Source organism: uncultured Umboniibacter sp. (genome assembly GCF_947497555.1).
Taxonomy (GTDB): Bacteria; Pseudomonadota; Gammaproteobacteria; order Pseudomonadales; family DSM-25080; genus Umboniibacter.
In genome coordinates this window covers 46,052-72,998 of record NZ_CANMGY010000001.1, presented here as the reverse complement: position 1 = coordinate 72,998, position 26,947 = coordinate 46,052, and the positions used below count along the sequence as shown (strand labels likewise).

Here is a 26,947-nt window from a genome sequence, read left to right as displayed (position 1 = left end):
TCTGCGTGTTCAGCGCGGACTGTTACTGATTTATTAGGGCAGGGTAATGCCAGCAGGCAGAATTATGGTTAGGCTAAATCCATCATCAGTATCACAGCCAACTTCTAATTGGCCTTGATGCGCTCGTACAATTTGTCGAATAATCGCAAATCGTAGCCCCACTTCATCCAACTGATTTTCATCCTGATAGTCGTAAGCTCTTAGCATCAGCTGCTTGAATTCGGGAGTAAGCTGAAAGCCTGAGCAATGAAGTTCTACCACCACGCGTTGATGCCAATCCTCCGGATAGCAATTAATTTTAACCTCCCTCAGTTGAGCATCAGGTAGTTGCCTCATTTGCTCAATATTGATGCAAAGATTGACAATCAGTTTGACGAAGGCGCTTTTATTTACGGGGAGGGAAACATTTTTATCACAGCTCACCCTGCATCGTGGATAGCTTGAGTTAAATTCAGCCTCGTTTCGGCTGAGCTTGATAATCTCCTCAAGAGACTCGAAGTCTATCGACATGACATTCGGGTTGAATCGTACTAAATCGAGTAGATTGTCGAGTCGAGTAGAGAGCTCCTCAGAAACCTTTGAGATGGATGCTAACTCATCAATAAAGAGTAATTCCTTCTCAATCTTACGTTGCACGATCTTATTTTCAATGCGAGTAGCCATCGCCCCAATAGCCTCAATAGGCTGCTCTAATAGAAATGGTGACGAATTAACAAACCGTTTGAATGCCGCATTGGTCTCTTTGAGTTCGTGGGCAATGAGTCGGCTTTGCGTAATATCCCGCATAATACTAATAAAATAGTTCACTTCACCGTTGGCTTGGCGAACTGCCGCTACCGTAAGCTCTATCCAAATGACTTGGTTCTGAGCATTAAAATAGCGTTGATCGACTTTGTACTGAGGAATAGCTCCCTCGATTAACGAGTTAAGTAGATCGAAATCCTTTTGCAGGTCGTCGGGATGGGTAATATCCGCAAAGGTTAGGTTTGCGAGTTCAGAATCACTATATCCAAGCAAATTCTTTAGCGTTCTATTCGCCCTCAAGAATTTTCCCTGTTGAGAGACGTGGGCAATGCCGACAGGTGCATCTTCGAACGTTGCAGCGTAGCGAATTTGCAATTTCTCTAGCTCGGTATGCTCCTCGTGGAGCTGTGTCACATCAACGAAGGTACCAACTAGAAAACTAGCGGTGCCGTTATCGTCTTTCACTACGACATCCCGTGAAAGACAATGTATCCAGTTCCCGTCTTTGTGGCGAAAGCGATAGTGCAGATCGCAGTGCTCCTCACTAGAGTTAGCAATAGCCCCCTCGATATGTTTTTTGACTGCGGTGGCATCCTCTGGATGAATAATATTAATCAGCCCAGAACCCTCTTTTAGCGTATTCAAGTCGTTCAACGAATAACCACTAATCTTGGAATACTGAGCGTTGACGAAGACGTGAGATTTAGTAGTTAGGTCAAAGATATAGGCGCCACATATAGATTGCTCCAACAGCTGAGGCAGAATCGCTTCTGAGGGAAAATTATACGCCCGCTTATTAGTATTAATCCAAGAACTTTGAGGTAGTCTATCGGGGGAAAAATAAAGTCGAATCAAGCAGTAGGCTAAGGCGAAAAGTAACAGTGAAGACAACAACGCAACGATGAGTAATGCATCCATCGCCGCTAATGAGTAACAGGCAGCTAGACTCGCTCCCGAAACTAGGACAGCGAGTACGTTAGTATACAATAATTGACGACAGCGGAAGGTGAGCGCTAACAATCCCAAGCTTACTAACGCCCACAGGGTGATGCTAAGAAAATTGGCAAGCTGAATGTTCGGAAAATGTTCCATAGCAATATGACGGGAGGCCTTAAACTCAAAGAGTCGAAAATTCAGCATTAATGCGTTGCGTTAAGCGCTAAAAATTCGCGTTATACAGAGAAAAAGGATAGCAGTTAAACCGCCAGTTGCTCTCTAATCTCGCAAAAGCTTAGCCAGGTGAGGCATCATGGCGGCTTCGTAGTGTCGCCATCTACCAAGGTGTTGGCCGCCAATCGGTTCGCGTATCTGTCCCGCACTCGCAGTCGAAACAGCTCGTTCGTTAAGTCTAAGGTCTAGACACTCCGCCGCTAACTCTATACCTAGGTACTGGCTCAGAGACGCTAAGCTAGTTTTGGGCGCTGTAACCAGCTGCTCATAGGCAATGTCGAAAATTCGGTTTGGGAATCGTTGTTCCCATTGATTCATTAGCTGGCTAAAGGATTGATGGTAGCTTGCCAGATGTTCGAGTGAATAGCTGTAGTCCATCGCGTGAGCACTATCGGCGAAAATCTGTCGATATTGGGCAAAACATACATCCATGGGGTCCCGGCGGATATGAATGATTTTAGCGCTAGGGAGCGCGCGGGCGATAAAACCAATGAGTTGATAATTGAGCGGCATTTTATCAACGAAGTAATGGGAATTAGTTCGTAATGGAGCTGTTTGTTCAAGATAATGCTTGGCCACTAAGCTGCTGTTAACAACGTACTCGTTAGCTTTCGCGTGTTGAATAGCGCGTTCAACAATGCCTGGCAACTGAGGTAATTCACCCAGCGCCTGGATCTCATCCTGCCCCGATAATATCTGTTCTAGTAACGTAGTGCCGGACCTCGGTAGGCCAACAATAAATATCGGCGTTGCCTCGCTCGGTGAAGTATGGGTTGTTACGGTGAGCTGATCAAAAGTAGTGAGGATTGATGACAATTTTTCGCTTGGATCAGTTAAACGCGAACCCAGCTGCTCACGATGCAAGTTATTTGCCGTCTCAATAGCTGAAAAAGCTTGGGTATAAGCGCCCTTGTCTTCCAAAACTCGATATCGTCCCTCATGTAAGCGCTTTAAATCACCCAGCTGACTAGCCTCTGCAATAGCGTTGTCAATTTGCTGAAGTAGGTCTTGCGGCCAATACGCTTTGGGCAGAGTAGCCAGTAGTTGTAATGCCAGTGGATGCGCTGGTTGAATGTTCAGAGAGGCGATGAGACTTTGCTGCCCGGCCTCGAAATCACCGCTGAACACCAGGCTGCGGCCAAGTTCGAAGTGAGCATTGGCGTTGTTTGGAGTGAGAACAACGGTTCTTTTTGTTAGTGCTAATCCCAGCGAATGTTGGTCATACTGAGTTGCCAGATTGGCCGCAGATGAGCTGAGCTTGGCACGGGTAATTCGTTCGGGGTTAAGTTGCTTAAGGGCTGTGATAGCCCATTGCGGGAGTTGAATTTGGTGCCAAGCCAGGGCTTCATCAAAGAGGCTTGCTTGAGAAGGGTCAAGGCGATTTATTTGATTTAGAATTTGCGCAATCTTGAGTGAATTTCGAGACTTTAAGGCAATGGCTAGCAGGACTCGAAGCGCCTCGAGGTCATGCGGATTACCTTGAATAATCCGCATAGTCTCTCGATGCGCGGCTTGCAGATTACCCTGATTTAGGTAGTTCTGGGCAGCGATCAAACTCATAGCGAAGCCTTCATATCATATTTCCCAAACAGCATCACTTGCGCCATGAATGCTTTACTCATGTGTTAATTCTTCTGCGAGATTGGCTTAGCGCTTAAAAATGTCCTCAAGCAAGCCTCTCGCTCGTTCTTCAAGTTCCTCTTTGGCACGATCTTCGGCAGCGTCTTTAAGCGCTTCAGTAGCCTGAGCCTTAGCATCCTCTAATAATGCCATCATGATAATCCGCGCAGCTTCGTTGGCCGCTACACCGTCGGGAACGCCAATGGGTTCTATGCTGAGTACGGGCAGGCGAATGGATTGGCTGGTTTGATTGAGAGCGGAGGCATCCACAGTCAGTTGAGCACTATCAATGGTGAAGGCGTCAATACGTACGCGAGCATCGGTCGTATTTTGCGCTTTGGTAGCTACTTCAGATGAACCAGACTCAGCAGGGAAGCGAGTTTCCAATTCATCGAGCATAGCTTGAATATTAGTTTGGTAAGCACTATTGGCCTCAACGAGTACAGCCGGCTCAGCCAAAAGGAATTCTTGGACGTGAATGGGCTGGCTGATGAGAGTCAGCGGGTCTAGCGACAGCCTTAAGGTGGAGAAACTAACCGCCTTTGCGGAGCTGTAACCCGGCGGGTTGGCAATCGTAAAGTTGCTAATCTCGACTTGGCCAGACAAAAGGCTCAAGTTTACGGAGCCAATTTCAACCTGAAGGCCGGTTGATTCACTCACTAACGGTGCAAGGTCATGATTCAAAAAATAATCGAGCTTCTGTTTAGCGAAGATACCGCCACCCACTACGCCAATTATCAGTAAAAGCAGTAATCCCAGAGCAAATTTCTTCATAGTCAGCCTCGCAGTAACGCTTAGTAGTTATATGTGTTGGCTGTGATTATCCCACACCAGAAGAGCGGTTAGAACCTGAGTTTTGCAGACAATTCGCGTGCGATAAATTACACTCAAACTCTAGCCCAATTATAAGGTAGGAAATAGATATGACTTCACTCTACGACCTCAGCGTAGCCAGCTATCTTCGGGTATTAGATAGCACGATTGCGACCATGAAGAAGGCGCAAACATTTTACCAGCAACGAGAAGAGACGGGCGATGCGGCATTGCAACTGCGAATGGCCGATGACATGTGGGAGTTACTAAGGCAATTGCACTCTGTTCGTCATCACAGCCTCAACGCCGCTCGTGGCTTGTTGAATGGTGAATTCAATCCGCCACAGAACGTGGAAGACGTGAACCTTAACGCCGCGATAGAGCATTTAATTGCGGACAGGGATCAGCTTGCGGCAATCACTCCAGCAGAGATAAACGCGCTAAGCGGTCAGCCAATGTACTTTCGAATGACTGGCGTTGAATTGCCCTTTACGATGGAAAATTTTGTGATGTCGTTTACCCTACCGAACTTATATTTTCATGCGGCAACCGTATACAACCTGCTTCGCGCGGATGGCGTACCTTTGGGTAAGCGAGATTTTCTTGGCCAGATGACGGTTGGTTTAGCGTCTAGCTAAGCTTGCAGCTTTGCAAGGGATAATCCTAATGACAAATGCTCCGCAGCAAATTGCTAATGAAATAGCCCGTGTTGGCTATTGTATCCTTCCGAATGCGATGCCTGGGGACCTCTGTAATTTACTGATGCAATCGGCACGAACCACCACGGAGAGGCAGTATCGTCAGGCGGGGGTAGGCAGAGCCGATCAACACCAGCAAAATGAGTCCATTCGGTCCGATGAGATAGACTGGATTGATGATCGTTCAGCGGCAGGCGAAGCTTGGTTAGACTGGTGTAGTGAGCTGCAATTAGCGCTAAACCAACGTTTGTTCCTAGGGCTATTCTCCTTCGAAAGTCATTTCGCCCACTATGCACCAGGGCGATTCTATGGCCGTCATGTAGACGCCTTCAAAGGGCGGACTAATCGAGTACTGTCGTTGGTGACGTATCTGAATGAAGATTGGAATCCCGGCGATGGCGGAGAGTTGGTGTTGTATCAGAATGATGAGGACAGCACTGGGCTTCGTGTTATTCCGGAGGCTGGCACCGTGGTGCTATTTCTCAGTGATGAGTTTCCCCATGAGGTCCTACCAGCTAAAGCCGATAGATATTCCATAGCGGGGTGGTTTAGGGTGAATACTTCATCGGGCAGGTCTATTGATCCACCTCGGTAACTTAAAGAGTGTTATCAGCTCATCTCGCACTGGCCTTGAAACGAGTCGAAGGGGCCCTCGGGCTTCATGGCGCAAAGCTTTATACTAAGTTATAATGGAATCATTCTGGTGTGAATAAAAAAGCATCAAACAATCACTTGGAGGTTTAACTGTGGCACAAACTCGTTGGAATAACCCGTTGGCTAAATTGTGTAAGATAAGTTCAAAAATGACGTGTGTATTCGCTGCCGCAGCCATCTGCTCAACTGCAGCGGTAGCCGATGACATGTATGTGAATTTTGGTGTAGGCGGGCTGAACGTCGACACGAATGAAGGACGACTGTTGGAGTTAATTGGCGATGCTGGTGTTGATGTGACCAATGTTTCCTTTGATACCTCAAGCACCACTTTTTTCATCCGTGGCGGTTATGAATTTAATGAGTATATCGCCGTGGAAGGACTCTATCAGGATTATGAGAGCACACGAACTCTCTTAGTTGGTCAGGTTATTGATCCTGACGCACTGCCAGATATTTTGGCCAGTGGAATACCAGGATCGGGTGATGCCTATGGGGCTTCAGCACGCTTTTCACTTCCTCTTAGTAAATCATGGTTTATCGATGCTCGGGTAGGCGCAATGAACTGGAGTTCGGAGAAGGTATTAAGTTTCCCTGATCTTGATCGAGAGGTTGTTCAGGAAAATTCAGGTACCGATCCAGTCTATGGGTTAGGCATGCGATTTTTCGTTAATTACTCGTTTGAAATTGCAGCCGAATATCAGTACGCAGACTTTGAAACGAAGACAGAAAGCTACTCAGTCGTCCTTGGTTACCGCTTCTAAAGCTTAACTATCGCACGCTTCGATAGCGTATGAATTAGCACGTTCATGAGCCTCGCAGAATTTAACCCTCTGCGGGCTCATAGCGGTTAGATTAAATCCTAAAAAGCATACCCAAAGCGAAAGCCTATCGAGTTCTCAAAGTCATCATTACCCTGAAGACCTTCGTATTCAACCGCAAACGCCCAACCATCCAAATCACCGAATTCAAGTCCTCCTTGGATGGCGTAATCTGAGGTGCTGAAATCATCGAAGGTAATGCAGTTATCATCTCCGCACAGATCAGCGTCGTTCATCCAGTAATAACCCGCACCGCCATAGAGGCGAAAACTATCATTGATAGGCAGATAAAGCGTTGCGAAGCTTTGTAATAGCAAAGCACTAACTTCGACGTCGACGTCGTCGGCGCTGTTTACATACTTACCCACTTCGATATTGATACTAAAGGTTTGGTTGAAGATATATTCACCCACGAATTGAGCTTGTACCGCGGTGGAATCACCGAAGTCATTTTCAGTTTCCTGTGACGCGCTAAACTCACCGCCAATGCGAAATTGATTCTCTGCCACGGCTGCCATTGGGCAGGCCAGCGCGATCAACGCAATCTGAATAGTCCGTTTCATACTGAATTCCCCTGTAGTAATAGCTTAGATAGTTAACCACTCAAGCTTAGTAGACATTCTGGGTTTTGCGACATCACAGGGGGGCAGGTGGATCTAGCCAATGACAGATTTAGACCGGTCCAGGCAACGTTATGCTGATTGAAAGAGGGTGTGGAGTAGTGAAGAACATTTAGGCGAGGTAATCGTTACGTCCATAGATCCAAGGCTTGCATAGCGCCTTGGATCTATGGAATCTACAGTTTAAGCTGGCGGCGTGTGCTTAACCATGCGTTGATCAATTTGACCAAAGATACTCTCACCCTCGGCGTTAAGCATATCAATTTGAACCGAGTCGCCAAAGCTAAGGAATGGGGTACTTGGTTTGCCATCAGCGATGGTTTCCAGGCAGCGCACTTCTGCTAAACAGCAGGAGCCTAATAAGCTTCCTTTGTTAGAGACGGTGCCTGAACCGATTACCGTGCCGGTCATTAATGATCGAGACTTGGCAGCATGGGCAATCAGTTCCGCGAAATTGAAGGTCATGTCAACGCCTGCATTCGGTGCGCCGAGTTGTTTATTATTAACCTTAGCAATCAAGGGGAGGTGCAACTTGTTATCTACCCACGCATCACCCAGTTCGTCGGGTGTTACCGCTACGGGCGTAAACGCGGTCCAAGGTTTGGACTGATAGAATCCAAATTGCTTGCCAAGCTCAGCAGGAATCAGGTTGCGCAGCGATACGTCGTTCACGAGCGCCAGTAATTTAATGTGCTGCCCGGCAAGGTGAGCGGGTGTTCCTGCTGGAACATCATCGGTGAAGACCGCAACCTCGGCCTCTAAATCTATGCCCCAATCCTCGCTTTCAACGAGTACGTCGTCGCGAGGTCCAATGAAGGCATCGGAAGCGCCCATATACATCAAAGGGTCCACCCAGAACGAATCAGGTAACTCTGCGCCACGCGCTTTGCGGACTAATTCTACGTGAGTAACGTAAGCACTGGCATCAGCCCAGTGATATGCGCGAGGTAGCGGTGCATCACAACCCGCAGGATCAAATGCGAAGCTCTCTGTAGAGCCTTCATTTAGTGCTTTATAGATTGCTGCTAACTTTGGCTCGCAGTTAGCCCAGTCATCCAAGGCTGCCTGAAGGGTTGGTGCTACGGTGCTAGCCGAGGTCGCGCGGCTTAAATCTTTCGATACCACTACCAGGTTGCCATCGCGGCCGTGTTTGAGTGAAGCGAGCTTCATGGATGTCTCCCACTTGATTTTATAGTTACAGGTGAAACTAAAATAGCATAGGTGAGCGAATAGCTCCACCTGTTTTAGCCAAGCAAGAGCCAACTTGTTGAAGATACACCGCGAAAGTGACTGTTGAGTATTGACATTAGTTACATAAGAAACTAATGTTGGTTTCATGTGAAACTAAGCCGAATGCAAGATGGCGTATAAGTGGAGATAAGAAATGCCAGATCTATTTGAAAATCCAATGGGCCTAGATGGCTTTGAGTTTGTTGAGTTTGCCTCGCCTGAGCCAGGTGTTCTCGAGCCTGTTTTTGAACTGATGGGCTTTAGCCTTGTTGCTAAGCACCGCTCAAAGGACGTTGTCCTGTATCGTCAGGGTGGCATTAACTTCATTATTAACAATGAGCCAAATAGCTTCGCCGCGTATTTTGCTGAAGAACATGGCCCCTCTGCCTGTGGTATGGCATTTCGCGTGAAAGATGCGCAGAAAGCCTATGCACGTGCTCTAGAAATGGGTGCGCAGCCGGTTGAAATTCCAACGGGCCCGATGGAACTTCGTTTACCCGCTATCAAAGGTATCGGCGGTGCGCCGCTATATTTGATTGACCGCTACGGTGATAAAAATAGCATTTATGATATTGATTTCGTTTATCTAGATGGCGTAGATCCTAACCCAGAGGGCTGTGGTTTAAAGATCATCGACCATTTAACGCACAATGTTTATCGCGGCCGGATGTCCTATTGGGCTGATTTTTACGAGCGTTTGTTCAATTTCCGCGAGATTCGTTATTTTGATATCAAGGGTGAGTACACGGGCCTCTTTTCTAAGGCCATGTCGGCGCCGGATGGCTTAATCCGTATTCCGCTTAACGAAGAAGCCTCTAGCACCACGGGCCAAATTGAAGAATTCCTGATGGCCTATAACGGCGAAGGCATTCAGCATATTGCCTTTGATTGCGACGATATCATTGATACCTGGGATCGCCTCAAAGAGCGCGGTGTACCTTTCATGACCGCGCCGCCAGAGACCTATTACGAGATGCTAGAAACTCGTCTACCTGGGCATGGAGAACCAGTGGAAGAGCTTAAGTCACGGGGCATCCTAATGGATGGGTCAACCGAAGATGGCGACCCTCGTCTGCTACTACAAATCTTCTCCGAAACCCTAATTGGTCCAGTATTCTTCGAATTCATCCAACGTAAGAAGGACGACGGATTCGGCGAGGGTAACTTCAAGGCGCTGTTCGAATCAATTGAACGCGATCAGCTAAACCGTGGCGTAATCTCGGCCGACTAAGGCGAGGAGTAACGATGAACATAAAGCGAATCCACCACGTAGCGTATCGTTGTAATGACGCCAAGGAAACTGTTGAGTTCTATCAGCGAGTAATGGGAATGGATTTCCAGCTGGCGATTGCCGAGGATGAGGTGCCTTCAACCAAGGAGCCCGATCCCTATATGCACGTGTTTTTGGATGCCGGAATGGGTAATGTACTGGCCTTTTTTGAAATTCCAAACTCGCCGCGCATGGGCCGAGACAATAATACGCCTGAGTGGGTTCAGCACATCGCCTTTGAGGTAGAGACAATGGATGCGCTATTGGCAGCCAAGGAGCAAGCCGTCGCAGCGGGTTTAAATGTGATTGGCCCGGTCAATCATACTATCTTTCAATCTATCTACTTCTTTGATCCAAATGGACATCGCTTAGAGGTTGCTGTGAATACCGCTACCCCGGAAATGATGAAGCGTTTGAAGGATGTGGCTCAGCCTATGATTGAAGAGTGGGCGGAAACTAAAAAAGCACCAAAACACGCTGCTTGGCTGCACGAGTAAGCCAAGCAGCGACGTCTTCGTTGAATAGCTCCTCATGGATTAATTCAACCCGCTTCGGTTATTAGCAGTTTTCACAGCTTATCCGAGTGCTAGGATAGCCCCGTCATTGAGTGAGGCTAGCTATGCAGTTAAGAAGTGATTTCAAACGTCGTGAAGTGGTAATACCTGAGGACTATCAATGGGTAGACTCTCCCATGCCTGGGGTGGAACGTATGATGCTAGACCGCGTTGGTGAAGAATCCGCTAGAGCCACCTCAATTGTTCGCTATGCACCGAATTCCGAATTCTCTCCGCATACTCATATTGGCGGGGAAGAGTTTATCGTGCTGGCAGGAGTGTTTGCCGACGAACACGGTGAGTATCCGGCAGGCAGCTATGTGCGTAATCCAATTGGTACTTCGCATACGCCTCGTATTGGCTCCGAAGGCGCCACGATCTTCGTCAAGCTACAGCAGTTTGCGCAGCAGGATCAAGCACAGTTTAGTGTGAAGACTCAGCAGGCCGAATTCAGCCCAGGACTGGTGCCGGGTTTGAGTGTGCTATCGCTACATCAGTTTGAAGGTGAGAGTGTTGCGTTGGTTCGTTGGGCTCCGAATACCCAGTTTCAACCTCATCGCCATTGGGGGGGGGAGGAAATCTTCGTGCTGGAAGGGACTTTCCATGACGAGCACGGTAGTTATCCAACGGGAAGCTGGCTCCGAAGCCCACACTTAAGCGCCCACAACCCCTTTACGAAGGAAGATGGTGCGCTGATTTACGTAAAGGTAGGGCATCTTCCTGAGTAATCAGCTTGAGGTGGGCCAGCTCACCTTCTCGAATAGTTTCGACCCAGGTAGGCTTCCTGCCAATGGGTACGCCTATTCAGTAAACCAGTGACGGGTCTTGTTGACGAAATACACTAACGACAGCATCACGGGTACTTCAACCAAAACACCCACCACCGTTGCTAACGCAGCACCCGAGTGAAGGCCAAATAGTGAGATAGCCACCGCCACCGCAAGTTCAAAAAAGTTCGAGGTACCAATCATGCAAGCAGGCGCTGCAATGTTATGCGGAAGCTTCATGGACTTAGCGGCAAAGTAGGCAATGGCGAAGATGCCGTAGGTTTGGATCGTCAGCGGAATGGCAATGAGCACAATGTTGAAGGGCTGAGCCAGAATGGTGTTTGCCTGAAAGCCGAATAGTAGTACTACCGTTGCTAGTAACCCAACCATTGACCACGGCTTTAATTTGGCAAGTAAACTATCAACCTTACTATGATCAGTGCCTCTATCTAGCAGCTTTCGTGTGGCGACACCGGCGAGTAGCGGCAGCAATACGTAGAGCACCACAGAAATTAACAGTGTTTCCCAGGGTACAGTGATGTCACTAACGCCCAATAAAAGCGCGGTAAGGGGGGCAAAGGCGAAGATCATAATCACGTCATTCACTGATACTTGAATAAGCGTGTAGTTAGGATCACCTTTAGTGAGCTGACTCCAGACAAATACCATAGCGGTACAGGGCGCTACGCCAAGGAGAATCATTCCGGCTATGTACTCATTAGCGGTTTCCGGTTCCACCCAACCAGCAAAGAAGACCTTGAAGAACAGCCAGCCTAATGCGGCCATGCTAAAGGGCTTAATTAGCCAGTTAATGACCAGCGTGAGGACTAAGCCCTTAGGCTTGCGGCCAACATCTTTTATCGAGCTGAAATCAATCTGGACCATCATGGGGTAGATCATTACCCAAATCAGAATGGCGACGACTAAATTCACATGCGCCCATTCTAGCGCGGCAATGACCGCAAAGGCTGATGGAAAATTACTGCCAAGTAATACGCCTGAAAAAATGGCTAGGCCCACCCAAACGGATAGATAACGCTCAAAAATACCCACGAAAGCTCCAAAAATAGAATGAAATAATTCACTCGACATTATAGAGATGAAATATGACAAATCCATGACGCCGAAAAAATAAGGTTTAGCTGAATAACGACTTCAATGCTCGCCTGAACCCCAAAACGGTACCCATTGTAAAGGTAGTATGAAACTCATACAGTAGAGATATAAAAGATCACGGTTAGCGGCGTAATAGGAACGTTATCCGCCAACGTGGTCGGGTAGCAAACGGATTCAGCGATTCCATTTTAGGGAGAATCATCATGGTCATATCACGGGCGTCATTCGCGCTGTCACTCTGCTTAATAGCATCTACTGCATTGGGTTCCGATGAGCTCATGGCACCACAGTTAGATGCTGACTTACAGTATTCAGTAACTATCTTGGACGGCGACTATCAGCCGGATATTACTAAGCCAGAGGAAGTTTTAGGCTACCCAGTTGGCTACCATAGAATGGCTTCGCCGGCACAAATCAGTACGCTATTTACGCGCTGGGACGCTGAATCTGAACGAATGAAGTTGGTGCAGTATGCTACTAGTCACGAAGGCAGGCCACTGTATGTTGCCTATATCTCCTCCCCTAAAAATCTCGCCAAGCTAGATGAATTTCAACAGATGGCGCAGCAACTCGCCCACCCTGATGAACTCTCAGCAGGGCAGATTGACGGTCTTATTGAGCAGATGCCTGCAACCGCCTGGATGGCCTATTCTATTCATGGCAATGAAACCTCAGGCGCCGATGCAGCGGTAGCCGCCAGTTACCACTTGATTGCAGATCAAAGCGAAGACACCCAAGCCCTGTTAGCGGATATGATCGTCATGATTGACCCGATGATGAATCCAGATGGCAGAGCGCGCTTCTCGAAAACGCTAGAGCAGTTCCGAGGTACGGCACCTAATGTGGATGATCAGTCACTACTCCACAGCGGCGACTGGCCGTTCGGGCGAATGAATCACTATCTCTTCGATTTGAACCGTGATTTCTTCTATCTGACTCAGCCAGAGTCGCGCGGCCGTGTTGCCTTAATCAATGATTGGTATCCACAGCTGATGATTGATGGCCATGAAATGGGCGCTCAAGACACCTTCTTAATGGGACCACCAAGAGAGCCCATTAACAACCATGTTCCGGCTACGGTGAAGTCTTGGTCTGATACCTTCGCAGAAGAACAAGCCGCTGCCTTCGATAGTCATGGTTGGCGCTATTACACTGGGGAGTGGTTTGAAAATCTCTATACGGGTTACTCCAACTACGCTGAGTATCGTGGCTCCATTCATATTCTTTACGAACAGTCACGCATGGCCGAAGATGGGGTTCGCCGTCCTGAGGGAACCGTCCAAACTTATGCAGAATCGGTACATCATCAGTATGTGAGTACCTTCGCAAACCTTGAATCACTCGCCACCCATACGAAGGCAATTTATCGTGATTTCGTTGAATTACGTCGAGTAGCCACTGCCTCTCGCGGCGAATACGCGAATAGATCCTATGTCATTTTACCCACCGATAACGAATCGCGCTTAAACCAGCTGGTCGAGAAGCTTAACGCTCAAGATATTCAGGTGTTTAAGGCAGAGCGCGAGCTATCGGTAGGCGAAACCACGACGCAAAGCGGACGAGTTCAAAGACGCTTTACTATCCCCGAGGGAAGTTTGGTGATTCCTAATCGCCAGCCCGAGGCACGGTTAATTGCGGCCATTATGGAGTTTGATGCCTACATCAATGATGAGGTACTTCGTGGCGAGCGGAATGCGCTGTTGCAGGGCGAATCGTCACTGATGTATGACACCACGGCGTGGAACTTAACCATGATGTATGGCCTAGAGTCTGTCGTGGTTAGCGAGCATATTGATTCGGGTTTATCTCGCTATGAGCTTGCATCGGCTGAAGCCAATAGCGTGACCGAGGGCATAGCCTTTGTGGTAGATGGAGCCGATGATTTATCACTAGCTTTCGCAGCACGTCTAATGGAACGTGGCGTTGAAGTGAGAGCCAGTGATATTGGATCAACCTACGGCAGCCAAAACTTTAACGCGGGTTCAATCATGGTCACCCGCGCGGACAACCCCAACTTAGATGTTCAGGAATTGGTGGTTGTGGCGGACGAATTAGGCCTTAGCTTAGTGAGTATTGAAACCGGTTTTGGCGAGGGTGACCTGCCAGAGTGGGGGGGCTCTCATTTTCCGCTGCTAGAGCAACCGCAGATTGCCTTGCTTTCACATATGCCCACTAGCCCCTATGTAACGGGGTCAACGTGGTTTGCTATCGACAGTATGCTGGGCATTAGACATTCGCAAATACACAATCAACAACTGAGTTATATGGATCTGCGACGCTATAACCTGATCATTGTTCCACCAACCTGGGGAGCTGGGATGTCGGAAGGTTCAGTGGCTGAATTACAGCGTTGGGTTGAACAGGGCGGTACGTTAATCACCTTAGGTGGAGCCTCCCGCCAATTCGCCGGCGCTGATTTCACTCAAACCGCACTATTGAATGATTCCTTGGAGTCCGTTGAGCCGTTCGATCGCAAGGTTTACGAAGAGCTTATGGCTGAGCATCATCAGTTCGACCTCAGCGATACCAAATCTCACACACTTCCTACGGATGTAGTGGCGCCTTGGGTACGCAATGTGAGCTATCCACCGGTGTCAGAGATTGTTGAGCGAGACCGCTGGAATTCACGCTTTATGCCGCGTGGTTCGTTTGTTACCGGACGCGTTGACGCTGATCACTGGCTGAGTTTTGGTGCTATTGCGGAAATGCCTTTGCTCTATAGTAGCGCTACCTTAATGATGCCAAGTGGCTCAGCTGAAGCCGTGATCCGTGCGGGTCATTATCAAGCACCGCAGGGTAGCCTTTCTGATGCGCTGATCGGCGAGTGGCAGAACATAGGTTGGACTTCGGTACCTACTAATTCCGAGGTGAGTGTCCGGATGAGTGGCCTGCTTTGGCCGGAAGCCGCACAGCGCATCGTCAACACGGGCTACCTAGTCCGGGAACAGGTTGGTAGCGGACAAATTATTATGTTTGCCAACGAAGCGAACTTCCGTGGCGCTGCACTGGGTACCCAGCGACTATTACTCAACGCCATTGTCTTGGGGCCGGGTATGGGCACTGAGCCTCGTATCCTACTCTAAAGAAGTGCTTCCAGTGACCCTAGTCACCTCGTCGAATTAGACTGGGCGACTAGGTGTCACAGTGTGCATAGGCCATTCTAGATTTCATAGCCAATACTAATTACAAAGCGAGTATCATCTTTTTCTGGGATGGTACCATCTGACAAGGGTAGCGGCTTCTCAGTTCGGTCAACGTAGTAGGTGAAGTTGATAGTAAAATCATTAATGGGTTCAATCTCGAAACCCGTCTCTAAGTGATGCAGCGACTCACCTAATGACTCATTCACATTGGTGTAGCTATAATTCAGAATATAGCTAAAGTCGTCGATGAACTCCCAATCCCATGCGGTTTCTACAGTGAAAGCTTTAGACTCGTTTTCTTGCGGGGCGTCGGCTTCAACGGCCACAAACTCGGTTATTTGATAGCCTGGACCTGCTAAAAATTCTAGATCCATGGTGGCGGTATCAACAACCGTATAGCCAGCCTTAACTCCATAGGTGGATCGTCGCGCAATGTTCTGGAAGGCGTCATCGAAGTATTCATAGTCGATGAAACGAATAAACCACTTCGGATCTAAGTAGTAATCGGCGATGGCTCTGAGACGAACGCTATCAGATGTGACGGTCTGGACATCCGTATCTCGGTCCGTCGATTCACCGTAATTGAGGATGTAGTCGAGCTGCATTCTCGAAGACGCGGTCCTGCGTTTAACCGTAGCGGTAACCGTCTCACTATATTGAATGGTGTTGCCATTTTGAGTATCTAGGCCAAGCGTTACTTTAGCATCCCAGTAACCCGATCTATTACCCTGTTCCGGAGCCAAAGACATTAATTCGTCACGACGAATCGAAGTTGTAAACTCGGCTGTTCTGACGGACAGTTGCCCGTCCTTGTAGGTAATATACCCAGTGAGGATCCTGCCGTCCGTAGTACGAACACTCTGATAGGTCTTTGTGTAAAGCTCGGCAACGTCTTCCCAGTCAATTTCTACCGTGCCAAGGTTATCACTCTCAAACTCCAGTACATCTTTATACATCGCAATGAAGTCACCTTTAAGCCACTCATCGGAAGTGATTTTAACCCAGTCCCAGTCATCTTGAAGGTCTGGTATTGCTTCTTGAGCCGATGTTTGTGCTGCAAAAAGCATTGTGATGGCAACCAGCCCTGACGTTAATAAACCGGTGAAAGGGTTACCGTATCGCTGTCGATTATTTTTCATAGATTCTTCTTCGTTACACGTGACTAGTTAGAAAAAGCATGTTGAATACGATGCTTGCGAAAAAACTACCCATTGGGTTGGCCTGATGGACTGACCGGAAGCGGCGTTTCGCTGACAAAGGTAAAGTTAGCAAGTTCAATCGCACATTCATTAATGCCTTCATCGAGTTTAGTAAATCGAATACTTGTAGCTGTTAATGTTTGGCGGCCAACTGTGATCGTAAACAGCCCACTCTCTTGACTGAAATCTATTTCCGCCGAAGGCAGCTTGTCACAGGGAACGTTGACCTCAGCAATCGTCTCACTGAGAGCCTGACTAGTTGGCATTAACAACAGAACGCTTAGTACGCTAGTTTTCAACATGATTCACACTCATTGTTTACGGGTCCACTTCTTAGTATAACGTCTCTGCAAGCTTTCGCCCGTTCAATTCAAATTCTTAGTGCGCCTGAGTTGCGCGCTTGATCACGGTGAGAAGCTCGGTAACATTGAAGGGCTTTGACATAAACTCTGTCATTCCCGCAGCAAGGCACCTTTCGCGGTCTTCGGCGGTAGCATTTGCAGTGAGGGCAACAATAGGCAATGTGAGGCCTGCGTCCCGTAGAACACGGCTTGCACTGAGGCCGTCCATATCAGGCATCTGAACATCCATCAGAATTACATCATAGTGAGTATTATTCGAGCACATAGCAATGGCCTCTAAACCATTGTCAGCGACATCTACGGTAGCGTCGTTGTCCTCGAGTAAGCTCACTGCAAGAAGTTGGTTAACGGGGTTATCCTCTGCGAGGAGAACGCGTAAGCCGGCAAGGCTAATGTCAGGTTCTTGCGCGGCCTTGGCGTCATAGTGGTTGTGATCAATGGGCAACTTAAGACTAATCGTAAATGTTGAACCAACGTCTTTCTGAGACTCTACGTTAATTTTGGCTCCCATCAAGGTTGCCAACTGAGCGCAAATAGCGAGGCCTAAGCCAGTGCCACCATATTCTCGTGTGGTGCTTGAGTCAGCTTGGGAGAATTTTTCAAACAGTGATTTTTTCTGTTCCTCAGTAATTCCGATACCGGTATCGGTCACCAACACGTTTAGTTCTATCTCGTCTTCGACGGCTAGTCCATTTAAGCTCAGGGTGACGTGACCCGCTTTAGTGAATTTAACTGAGTTAGAAATGAAGTTCTTAATGATTTGGCTAAGCCGATAGGGATCACCCACCACCATCAAATCGTTACTAAACGATGAGTTGAAATGAAGTTTACTTCCCATCTCATCGGCTTTTGCGTCGTAGAGGTAGACAACTTCCTCAAGAGTTTTATTGAGAGGAAAGGGAATCTGTTCAAGGGATAGCTTGCCAGCTTCAATTTTTGCAATATCCAGAAGATCGTTGATAAGGGCGAGTAAACCCTGAGATGCGGAGCTCATGTTGTCGAGGAACTTTCGTTCTCGCTCCCCAAGATTGGCTTGTTCTAGTAATTGGATGAAGCCAATAATGGCATTAAGTGGTGTGCGAATCTCATGGCTCATCGTGGCGAGAAATTCACTCTTAGCGTTACTAGCACGCACCGCAGCGTCCTTGGCGTTGACCGATTCCAGCGTTTTTTGCTGAACTTTCGCATCAAGATCTCGATTAATCTTCTCGACTTCCTGCAACGTGTTATAGAGCGCTAGCGCTTTTTCCTCAAGCAGCTTCTCCGCTTCTTTCCTTGCAGCACGTTCTCGCTGAACTCGCCGTTTATACTTCGCCTCTAAGTCGGAAGACATGGTGCTAACGGGCCTCTAGCTCGAAGGTAGCGGATGTCATGTCAGTTGAGATATCCGCGCGAATTATTTCAATGGTTTCACCGAAGTGTTCAATGCAACCGTTTATTAGGCCTTTCGCTAGGTACCCAAAGGGCCGTTTCGAATCGTAGGTCATGGTCATCTTAGGGCCATTAATAATCGCGTCGAACACAGGTAGCTCGGCATCGGGATAAAGCTTTTTTACCTCGACGTGAATGTGGTTATCAATCCGAGAAAGAAATGAGAAAGTTGAGCTAACCCCGTCAAAAAATCCTGGATAGATGACGACGAACCTGCCGAAGAGATACTTACCGTAGGTCTCTATCAGTTCCGGAACGGGAACGTTAATTTCGGCAGAGAGTGCTTCCACAAGCTTGACCATGTCATCGTGATCGTACTTGCCGACTGCTGTATAGGCGCCTTCAGAATCAAGGTCCGCTTTATCGATGATGTCATCTAAGACATCCTCTCCAAAAGTTGTCTCCACCAATTCAAAGAATTCCGTAAATACGACACCTTTCATACCTAATCTCCTTTCAGGCAAATAATTTTTGCATCCCTTTAGCGAATCAAACACCTTCAGCGCGTCGTTAAGCGTTAGCAGTAACTTATTAGCATTAACTCGGGTGATAGTTGTATTGAAACGACCTTTGTAAAATGGAGTATAGTCATTGATGAGTGAGCGCAAGCTTGGCGTGAGGGAATGCGTAATACAGTAGGGTATGTGTTTGAGAGAAAATGACCTTGTTTTCGAGTTGTAGCCAGCGTTGATACTTTTCCACAGATACCTAAGTGCAGCGACGTCTTCGCCGCGCACCGGGTAGAAAGAGTTTGCTAAACGCTACCCTTAGTGCCTTTGATTTTTTGGCACGTAATTAAGAATAGAAATAGGTACCGTCTTGCGAACTGGGAATTCCGCTACATCACGACGTTCAATTAAGTGACCAAGCTCACTTTCAATAGCACAAAGCTTTTTAAAGTCACCCCAGGTGACCAGTGAAATGGCTTGCCCCGTTGCCCCCGCTCGACCTGTTCGGCCAATGCGGTGAATATACTCTTCCGGCTTGAACGGTAAGTCATAGTTAACCACTCGGGTGAGCTTTCCGATATCAATTCCTCGAGCGGCAACACCCGTAGCCACAAGGAACTTAAGCTTTCCTGATTTAAACTGCGCGAGGACCTTTTCACGTTGAGCTTGGCTTCTATCCGCGTGGATACAATCGGCTTCGATACCACGCTTGGCCAACTGCGCGACTAACTTAGCCGCTACGTGCTTTTGTTCAGTAAAGATAAGGGCCTGATCCCATTCGCCTTCCTTAATAAGATGGCTCAATAGGGCCGAACGGGTGTCTTTATCTACGGTGATGAGCCATTGTTCAATACTACTGGCGGCTTCATTTTTCGCCGACATGCGGATCTCAACCACATCACCGTTAGTGCCATAATGAGTGAGATCATCACCCAAGTTTTGCACGTCATCGGAAAGGGTGGCTGAGAACAGCAGATTTTGGCGCTGTTGGGGCAGGCGATCAATGATGTCATAAATATCGTTACTAAAGCCCATGTCCAGCATGCGATCCGCTTCATCTAGCACTAAGACCTTTAGCTCATCAAAATGCAGAGCGCGTTGATGCGCCATGTCCAACAATCGCCCGGGTGTGGCGACAAGTACGTCCACGCCTTCAATAAGTCGCTTCTTCTGAGCGTCGATATCCGTTCCGCCGTACATGGCCATTGAGCTGAGGGACAGGTTCTTTGCGTAGGCGACTACGTTGTCATGGACCTGAATAGCCAGTTCGCGAGTAGGCACTAGGATGAGCGAGCGAATACGCTTACCGCGTAGCGTATGCCCACTATCCAGCTGCTGAAGAAGTGGCAATACAAAGCCCGCCGTTTTACCGGTGCCCGTTTGCGCGGCAGCAATCACATCTCGACCCTTAAGAATTACCGGGATAGTTTTGGCTTGAATAGGGGTAGGGGTGCTATAGCCCTTCTCGGTAACAGCGGACACGATGGAAGACTTTAAGCCGAGCTCGGAAAATGTCATGTGTTTTCTCTGGATAATTGGGGTAGCGGGAGTATAGCGATATAAGTGCTGAAATATCACATTTGCCGCGAATTATTTGGCGACACTGGGTTCACAGGAGCCTGTAACAGATTCTGTGTAACTTCCATTGAGAGAAGGTGTCGCTCAGCCTCTCTACGTCATCTCCCTGTCACTTAGCTGTCACCGCTCGTTCATCTCTTCGTCACCCCATTGTCATTTTGCGACGGCACTCTAATTGGAATAATTCAACAGAGAGATGTTTCACCATGATAACAAGAAAATTTCACAAGAGTATGCTGGCTCTAGCCATTACAACGGTCTCCGCGACTACCCTCGCAGAGGGGAGTTTGTTGGGTGCTATCAAAACCCAGGAACAGGGACATGTTCTTGCTAACGCGTCTATAGAGATTCCAGAGCTGGGTCGTTCAACGGTTTCGGCTAGCGACGGTAGCTTCCGGTTCGAGGCACTTCCAGCAGGAGACTATACCTTGCGCGTGAAGTACTTAGGAGCCTCGCCATTTGAGCAGATGCTAACAATTGGCGATGATCAAGTGACCCGCGAAGATGTGGTGCTATCAGGTTTCTTCGGTGAAGAGGTATTGGTAGTTGGTCAAGCCGGTGGCGCAGCGAGCGCGTTAAACAGGCAGCGTAATGCTAATAATATCGTTTCTGCAGTGGATGCTGACGCGATGGGGCAGCTGTCGGATGCTAACGTGACGGAAGCACTAAACCGCCTGACTGGTGTTTCGATTGATTACGATCAGGGCGAAGGACGCTTTGTTCGTATTCGTGGTGCCAGTTCAGATCTCAACACCGTAAGTATTAATGGTGTGAGTGTCCCGTCACCGGAAGCGGGAAGCCGAGCGGTAGCACTGGATGTTATTCCATCGGATCTCGTACAGAGCTTAGAAGTTTCGAAATCAGCGACGCCAGATCAAGATGCCAATGCGCTAGGTGGGAATATTGAAATTCGCTCCATGTCGGCCTTTGACCGTGACGATAACGCTATCTCAATTAGCGCCGAGGGTAACTATAACGATCAGGCTGAAGAACTCGCGCCAAAGTTTGCCTTCTCTGCTAGTACTCGTTTGCTTGATGATACCCTGGGGTTAGCCACGGTATTAAGCTATGAAGACCGCAAGATGGTTACCGCTAACGTGGAGACCGATGGTGCCTGGGAAAAGCCAGACGCTGACGACTTCCCAAATGCCTCACAAATTGAAATGCCGCCAGAAATTGAGCAGCGTTACTACGAAGTAGAGCGTGAACGTATTGGCGCCGCATTGAATGTGGATTATCGCCCTAATGAAAACTCAAGCTACTACCTGAGAACGCTCTATTCAGACTTCGAGGACAACGAGACTCGCCAGAAGATTGAATGGAAGTTCGACAAAGCTGACAGTATCGATGCGCTAACCGCTTCATCAGGAACAGTTAGTGACGGTTTCGAAATTGAGCGAGAGCTGAAGGTGCGCAACGAGCAACAAACTATCTTCTCCTCGTCGTTAGGCGGTGAATGGCAGGTTGGTAGTTGGCTGTATGAAGCCAGCTATGGCTACAGCGACTCTGAAGAGAAAGAGCCCGGTCGTTATGATGCAGTCATGGCAAGCGACTTTGATGACGCTACCTCAGCTTCTTGGTCAGGTACTCGTCAGCCTAGTTTGTCGGGCGATGCCCAGCTTTATGACCCCATGGCCTTTGAGTTAGACGAAATTGTGGCGCTGGATGGTCTTAGCACTGATCAGCAGGATCAATTCAAACTTGACGCAACCTTTGAGGATCGGTTCTTTGGCGCGGATTCATTGATTAAGTTTGGTACTAAGTTGACGGATCGTGAAAAACGCTACACCGCTGAATCGCAAGTGTGGACAGACTTTAATGATGCTCCCACAGGCGATAACTTCCTGATGGGTCAGTTTGACTACTTTGGTGTCAGTGAAGGTCCTGCGGTATCGCGCTCAGCGATGGATAGCTACATGGCAGGAGCCGTAGCGGGCGTTGATTACGAAGTTGACGAGTTGGGAAGCTTGGAAGAGACCTTCGCGCCGCAATACCAGATTGATGAGCAGATGGAAGCTGCCTATGTAATGCAAACCTTAAATTACGATGAGTTCTCGGTAATTTACGGCGTTCGCTATCAGGGAATAGATACTGATCTTCAGGGTTACAGCGTAGAGATTGATGCCGATAATGAGACTGCAACACTCCAGAAAACTCAGTTCAGCAACAACGAAAGCTTCTTCTTGCCTTCAGTTCATATCCGCTATGAATTGTCAGAGAACTGGCAGTCGCGTGGTGCTATTACCCAGAGTGCGGTTCGTCCTACCTTCGAACAGATGTCTCCTGGACAGCTGATTCAGCGAGAAGATTTCAATGGTGTTGATTTTGATACCAACGAAGCAGAGTTTGGTAACCCAGAGCTTAAGGCGACTGAGTCAACCAACCTAGACTGGACCTTGGAGTACTACGATGACGAAGCGTTGGGTAGTTTCTCGGTAGGCGCGTTCTATAAGGATGTGTCGAACTTCGTTTACGAGGCTGACTTTGCGGGAACTGGAGCATGGACCGATTATGATGAGGCGATTAGCTTTGATAACGGCGACAGCGCTCATATCCTTGGTGCAGAAGCCTCCTATCTGACGCGCTTCGATAATGGTTTCATTCTCCAGGCTAATGCTACGTTCACGGACTCCGAAGCTAGCTACGCAAACCGTTCTAGCACTAGTATGCCAGGACAAAGTGACCTGTCGGCTAACGTAATTCTGGGCTGGGAAAACGAGCATGTGAGCTTACGATTGGCAACCGCTTATAAGAGTGAATCGCTGCTAGCACTGGATATTGATGATCCAATGAAAGACAGCTATCAAGACGCTCAAACTAATGTCGATGCCAGTATCCGAACAAACTTTGGTGACTTCGAAGTGAGCTTTGATGCGATTAATCTGACCAACCAGAGCTTCTATGCTTACACGGGTTCTTCACAGTACAACCTGCAGTATGAAGAGTACGGTCGTTCTTACCGCCTAGGTGTTAAATGGCGTAACTTCTAAGCAAAGCGGGTGAACGCGCATTAGCGCCAACGCCCAGCAGAGCTAATTGAAAAGCCCAACGAATTACTCGTTGGGCTTTTTTATGGGCAGTGCCTTGGCGCAGCAAATAGAACAATACTCGTCAACCTTAAGTCATGGCTTAGCAAGCACTGCGGAGTTATGGGGAGAAGGTAACGCCAATTTGTAGGCGATTCATCGTTGAGTTAACGGTGATACTTAGGCGGTATTTAGGCGGTATTTAGGCGGTATTTAGGCGGTATTTAGGCGGTATTTAGGCGGTATTTAGGCGATGGTTAGGTAATCGACAGGCGTAAAAAAGCCCCGTTATTTTCGCTAACGAGGCAAGGGGGAGGTGAAACGGTTAGCGATTCGTCATGGAGCGATTTTCGAATTCGTAGCGAAAGCTAATATTGGTGTCGCCAGATTGATCATTGGGCGTTGTAACCATCTCAATGGTAGCGTCATCGCCGTTGAGTATTACATGGGCAAAACCCCAAACCATTCCTTGGTTATAGATGTTTCGATAAGTTGGGTTATTGGCAACTTGGTGTGCTTGGAAGCGTTCATGAATACTTCGTTGCTTGGAGCCGGCTCCCGAAATGAGAAGATTTAGCGGGCTATTGGCGTGTCCAAGGGTCTCTTCGCAGGTATCTTGATGAATACCTAAATCATGTTCATGGCCAGCCATATAGAGATCAGCATTCTCACACAACATAGGCATCAGTAACCGACGTAAGGCGATAGCTTCCTCAAACTTACTGCCACCCGAGGACCATAGCGTGTGATGTCCGTAAACGATTTTCCAGCGCGCTTGGGACTCAGATAAAGAGCGTTCTAGCCATGCTAGCTGCTTAAGGTCTTCACCATTAATTGGATTTTCGTAGGGTTCTTTGCGATCAAGCTCGCCGGTGTTAATGGGAATGCCGTTCTCATCGAGTTCATCTTTATAAACGGTGGTACCCGCTAGCAACATGTTGGTATCCAGCACGAAGAACTCTGCGTCACCACGACGATAACGATAATAACCGGGTTCACGAAGTTCATAACGCTCGTCGGTTTCACCGTAGTTGACCTGAGCTGTGCGTCCCTCAAAGCTCGTATCCCAGTCATGGTTGCCTAGGGCGGCATAAATTTGGAAATCAGGGTTGTCCGACTCAATATTCACGTAGGGTTGATGCAGAATCTTGTGGAAGCGCTCTACATCGTCGCTGCTGCCATCGGCACCATCGGGATAGATATTGTCCCCAAGAAGCGTCATGAAGTCGCAGGGGGCTGAAGCACAGAAATTCGCAATAGCGTTTGCTACGGACTGTTGGCCGCTCTGCTCAATGACACTGTCTGTGCCCGGAATTGTGTGGGTAGGGAAAAGTTTAAAGCTCTCAATAGGCTTCCCTTTCTCCACCCAGTCAGCGCGCTCCATTTCCACTAAGTCTTGGGCATTGATTCCCAAGTCCTCAGGATCAAGGTAATCGTGGTGGTAGCCACTGTCACCTAGGACGATGAAATTTACGGGTTCGCTACTTTTATTACCACTCTCGCAAGCAGCGAGCGTAATCCCTGCGGCCAGAGCCGTTAGTGTTAATGTCTTTTTCATGGTTCGTCTCGTGTGATAAGTTTTGGGGATTCAATTCACCCTTGCCACAGTAAAAACTGAAAACGCGAAGATGCTATTAATGAAACTAACAGCGTGAGATGACAGAATTATGGCGTTCGCCATCTTTTTATACTTTAACGAGTGATTAGCCTTCATCCACTTATACGATGCCCATTAGCAACTAGATTTTAATCCACATTAAGTGTGCAAAGAGCTGTGTGTAACTCAAGGATATGTCTACTCCGGCTAGCTATGCTGGGGCTTGGCGAGCGAGGTTAGCTTTTGATCAGTGCGAAAAACGAGCCTAAAACATGTTCGAAAAGCGCGCAGATTGGCTAGTTAATCTGCAGCGGTTTGGCAGTTTGTACATCCGAGTTTATAAGTCAGAGTTTTGGAAGGCAGTTATACATCAGAGTTTATAAATCCGAGTTTATCCATCGCAGTTATACACCATTAAGCACCGGAGGATTCCAAGGAAAAGACGTTACGCACAGCTTAGTGTGAATAACAGAAAAAAGCGCCTCACGCGTCTACCGCTTGAGAGTCCGTGATCTGTTGCACCGTTACCTCAAGGGTCCCGCTGTTATATCCATAGTGCGCCCAGGCATCATTGGCGAATAGGTAAAGATAACCGCTGGTGGCGGCAGTCCATGATAGCGATTTACCCACTCTCAACACGCGATGGTGCGGCGGGGTGCCATCATGACTCGGGTTGGGAGCGTCCGCAATTGCTGCCATCACGCAAAACCATGGTTCCTTGGAAATCCGCCGAGATAGAAAGAGGTCCGCACGCTGCTTGTTGATGATACGTTTTACCGCCCACTCAAGGTGATCAATCAGAGAACCGCCTAGCTGTAAGAGAATACGCAAACGCATCTGTGCTAAACGAATTCCATCGGAAGCTACCTCAAGGGGGGCATCCACCCATTCCTCAGCACATTGAATGCGGTACTGCTCGCCGGCTTGAACATACACCCCCGTCCAGTTCCATGCCTCATTGGCCGAAATGGTGAGGCTAACGCCGCTGGTACACACGCCGCACTCTGGGCGATAAGTAGGATGAAGGCCTGCGTTTTGACGCTGCCGAACGGAATCATGAACGGCCGTTTCATCGGCTAAGTTAGGCACGCTACGAGGATGAGGTAAGAGAAAGCGCATGATGCCTTGATAGGTGTCGTGGATGGGTGCTTCAGGGTTAGGTGCAAATGACTCGGCAAAGTTATCAACAAAGCTCAACGCCGGAACCTCACCATTTAGTTGGGGGTTTCGAACCTCTTCAATCATCCACGCTAGGCTAATGTCGGCACAACCACGCTCTTTATAGCCGCCACCCACATCACCGTGCGCGCCGGCAAACCAGACCTGCTTAACGGACGGGTGGTGTTCATTACTCCACAGGGTGGGGAAGAAGCTAGAGCGCTGTTCGTCAATGGCCAGAGCATGTCTGCCGTTGAGTACCTCACGGCTGAGTTCAACATCGTGAAAACGATAGCGCCTTGGGGCATCAAAGAGATCAAATAGCACGAGGTCATCGGGAATGCCTAGGGCACCAACGGTATCCCAAACACCAACGAAGCCCACGGTATTGGAATGAGGATGAAAGGTCATTGGTGTAGGAAGTTGGTAGTCTTCGAGGCTGTATTGATAGCCTTCGCGATAGAGCACTTTTACGGCTTTCGCGAGCGCCTTGGTGGAGGCAAAATCATTGGCCAAAATTCCATAGCGGTTAATCATGCCCGCCAAACTCCGAGCACAGAAGGCACCGCGGCTAAAACCGATTAAATAAATAATATCGCCCGGCTGGTATTCGGACACCAACCATTGGTAGCAGGCCATAATTTGCTTACCCAGACCGCGGCCATACATGCCGCCAACATGGCGATCAAAGAAACCGCCTGTGCCCACGCCGGGTTGATAAAAGCTCAGTTGGTTGGCTTGGCTTTGATCTAGCAAGTTGTGGAAGCGGGCGACATTCGTGGTTTCAAATTTATTACTACCCTTTTGGGTAGCATCATTCCAAGTGCCGTCGCAACAGACCACCAATTTTCTCATGAACTACTCTATGTGTTTGCCTATGCAACCATAGAATATGGATAAAATATTTCCCCAGAGCAAGAACTTTTGTGA

At 48.3% G+C, this 26,947-nt stretch carries 21 protein-coding genes; 8 read left to right on the top strand and 13 right to left on the bottom strand.

Annotated features, from left to right (window positions below):
- Positions 1–33: 33 nt before the first annotated feature.
- From Q0698_RS00270 to Q0698_RS00260, 3 genes are all read right to left on the bottom strand, one after another.
- Complete coding sequence (locus Q0698_RS00270; RefSeq protein WP_298632600.1) at positions 34–1,884, bottom strand: PAS domain S-box protein; 1,851 nt, start codon at positions 1,882–1,884, stop codon at positions 34–36.
- A 75-nt stretch (positions 1,885–1,959) separates the two neighbouring features.
- Positions 1,960–3,474: a tetratricopeptide repeat-containing sulfotransferase family protein gene (locus Q0698_RS00265; protein WP_298632598.1), complete on the bottom strand. Its 1,515-nt coding sequence runs from the start codon at positions 3,472–3,474 to the stop codon at positions 1,960–1,962.
- Between the two features lie 87 nt (positions 3,475–3,561).
- Positions 3,562–4,308: an AsmA family protein gene (locus tag Q0698_RS00260; protein ID WP_298632597.1), complete on the bottom strand. Its 747-nt coding sequence runs from the start codon at positions 4,306–4,308 to the stop codon at positions 3,562–3,564.
- Between the two features lie 149 nt (positions 4,309–4,457).
- Here Q0698_RS00260 and Q0698_RS00255 point away from each other — a divergent pair, with 149 nt between their 5' ends.
- The 3 genes from Q0698_RS00255 to Q0698_RS00245 all read left to right on the top strand — a co-directional run bounded on the left by Q0698_RS00255 (position 4,458) and on the right by Q0698_RS00245 (position 6,460).
- A complete protein-coding gene (locus tag Q0698_RS00255) occupies positions 4,458–4,985 on the top strand; it encodes a DUF1993 family protein (protein ID WP_298632596.1) in 528 nt (175 codons plus the stop codon).
- A gap of 28 nt (positions 4,986–5,013) precedes the next feature.
- Positions 5,014–5,640, top strand: a complete 627-nt coding sequence (locus Q0698_RS00250) for a 2OG-Fe(II) oxygenase (RefSeq protein WP_298632593.1) — start codon at positions 5,014–5,016, stop codon at positions 5,638–5,640.
- 208 nt (positions 5,641–5,848) lie between these two features.
- Entirely contained in the window at positions 5,849–6,460 is a 612-nt protein-coding gene (locus Q0698_RS00245) for a porin family protein (protein WP_298632592.1), read from the top strand.
- A gap of 98 nt (positions 6,461–6,558) precedes the next feature.
- On the opposite strand, the gene Q0698_RS00240 is transcribed toward Q0698_RS00245, so the two are convergent.
- Together Q0698_RS00240 and Q0698_RS00235 are read right to left on the bottom strand one after the other, a co-directional pair.
- Positions 6,559–7,080, bottom strand: a complete 522-nt coding sequence (locus tag Q0698_RS00240) for an outer membrane beta-barrel protein (RefSeq protein WP_298632590.1) — start codon at positions 7,078–7,080, stop codon at positions 6,559–6,561.
- Positions 7,081–7,320: 240 nt separating this feature from the next.
- Complete coding sequence (locus Q0698_RS00235; protein ID WP_298632589.1) at positions 7,321–8,307, bottom strand: fumarylacetoacetate hydrolase family protein; 987 nt, start codon at positions 8,305–8,307, stop codon at positions 7,321–7,323.
- 214 nt (positions 8,308–8,521) lie between these two features.
- Here Q0698_RS00235 and hppD point away from each other — a divergent pair, with 214 nt between their 5' ends.
- The 3 genes from hppD (at position 8,522) to Q0698_RS00220 (ending at position 10,919) form a co-directional block, all read left to right on the top strand.
- Positions 8,522–9,598 carry a 4-hydroxyphenylpyruvate dioxygenase gene (gene hppD, locus Q0698_RS00230; RefSeq protein ID WP_298632587.1) on the top strand — a complete coding sequence of 359 codons (1,077 nt, stop codon included), beginning with the start codon at positions 8,522–8,524 and terminating at the stop codon, positions 9,596–9,598.
- Between the two features lie 14 nt (positions 9,599–9,612).
- Complete coding sequence (locus tag Q0698_RS00225) at positions 9,613–10,134, top strand: VOC family protein (protein WP_298632585.1); 522 nt, start codon at positions 9,613–9,615, stop codon at positions 10,132–10,134.
- Between the two features lie 122 nt (positions 10,135–10,256).
- The gene (locus tag Q0698_RS00220) at positions 10,257–10,919 is read left to right on the top strand and encodes a cupin domain-containing protein (RefSeq protein WP_298632583.1); all 663 of its coding nucleotides are present in this window, start codon (positions 10,257–10,259) and stop codon (positions 10,917–10,919) included.
- A 72-nt stretch (positions 10,920–10,991) separates the two neighbouring features.
- Here Q0698_RS00220 and arsB read toward each other — a convergent pair whose 3' ends face one another.
- Positions 10,992–12,011 carry an ACR3 family arsenite efflux transporter gene (arsB, locus tag Q0698_RS00215; protein WP_298632581.1) on the bottom strand — a complete coding sequence of 340 codons (1,020 nt, stop codon included), beginning with the start codon at positions 12,009–12,011 and terminating at the stop codon, positions 10,992–10,994.
- A gap of 266 nt (positions 12,012–12,277) precedes the next feature.
- Between arsB and Q0698_RS00210 the strand changes: the two genes are divergently transcribed.
- A complete protein-coding gene (locus Q0698_RS00210) occupies positions 12,278–15,157 on the top strand; it encodes a M14 family metallopeptidase (protein WP_298632580.1) in 2,880 nt (959 codons plus the stop codon).
- A gap of 77 nt (positions 15,158–15,234) precedes the next feature.
- On the opposite strand, the gene Q0698_RS00205 is transcribed toward Q0698_RS00210, so the two are convergent.
- The 5 genes from Q0698_RS00205 to Q0698_RS00185 form a co-directional block, all read right to left on the bottom strand.
- Positions 15,235–16,356, bottom strand: coding sequence for a DUF481 domain-containing protein (locus tag Q0698_RS00205; RefSeq protein ID WP_298632578.1), 1,122 nt, complete (start codon positions 16,354–16,356; stop codon positions 15,235–15,237).
- Positions 16,357–16,421: 65 nt separating this feature from the next.
- Positions 16,422–16,718 (bottom strand): hypothetical protein, encoded by a 297-nt coding sequence (locus Q0698_RS00200; RefSeq protein WP_298632576.1) that lies wholly within the window; start codon positions 16,716–16,718, stop codon positions 16,422–16,424.
- A gap of 76 nt (positions 16,719–16,794) precedes the next feature.
- On the bottom strand, positions 16,795–18,111 hold the full coding sequence (locus Q0698_RS00195) for an ATP-binding protein (RefSeq protein ID WP_298632574.1): 1,317 nt from the start codon (positions 18,109–18,111) through the stop codon (positions 16,795–16,797).
- Positions 18,112–18,115: 4 nt separating this feature from the next.
- Positions 18,116–18,652 (bottom strand): heme NO-binding domain-containing protein, encoded by a 537-nt coding sequence (locus Q0698_RS00190; protein ID WP_298632572.1) that lies wholly within the window; start codon positions 18,650–18,652, stop codon positions 18,116–18,118.
- Between the two features lie 324 nt (positions 18,653–18,976).
- Positions 18,977–20,176, bottom strand: a complete 1,200-nt coding sequence (locus tag Q0698_RS00185; protein WP_298632570.1) for a DEAD/DEAH box helicase — start codon at positions 20,174–20,176, stop codon at positions 18,977–18,979.
- A 266-nt stretch (positions 20,177–20,442) separates the two neighbouring features.
- Here Q0698_RS00185 and Q0698_RS00180 point away from each other — a divergent pair, with 266 nt between their 5' ends.
- Positions 20,443–23,226, top strand: a complete 2,784-nt coding sequence (locus Q0698_RS00180; RefSeq protein ID WP_298632568.1) for a TonB-dependent receptor — start codon at positions 20,443–20,445, stop codon at positions 23,224–23,226.
- A 361-nt stretch (positions 23,227–23,587) separates the two neighbouring features.
- On the opposite strand, the gene Q0698_RS00175 is transcribed toward Q0698_RS00180, so the two are convergent.
- Both Q0698_RS00175 and Q0698_RS00170 read right to left on the bottom strand, forming a co-directional pair.
- The gene (locus tag Q0698_RS00175) at positions 23,588–24,820 is read right to left on the bottom strand and encodes a metallophosphoesterase (protein ID WP_298632566.1); all 1,233 of its coding nucleotides are present in this window, start codon (positions 24,818–24,820) and stop codon (positions 23,588–23,590) included.
- A 522-nt stretch (positions 24,821–25,342) separates the two neighbouring features.
- Complete coding sequence (locus Q0698_RS00170; protein WP_298632564.1) at positions 25,343–26,872, bottom strand: DUF2235 domain-containing protein; 1,530 nt, start codon at positions 26,870–26,872, stop codon at positions 25,343–25,345.
- Between the last annotated feature and the right edge of the window lie 75 nt (positions 26,873–26,947).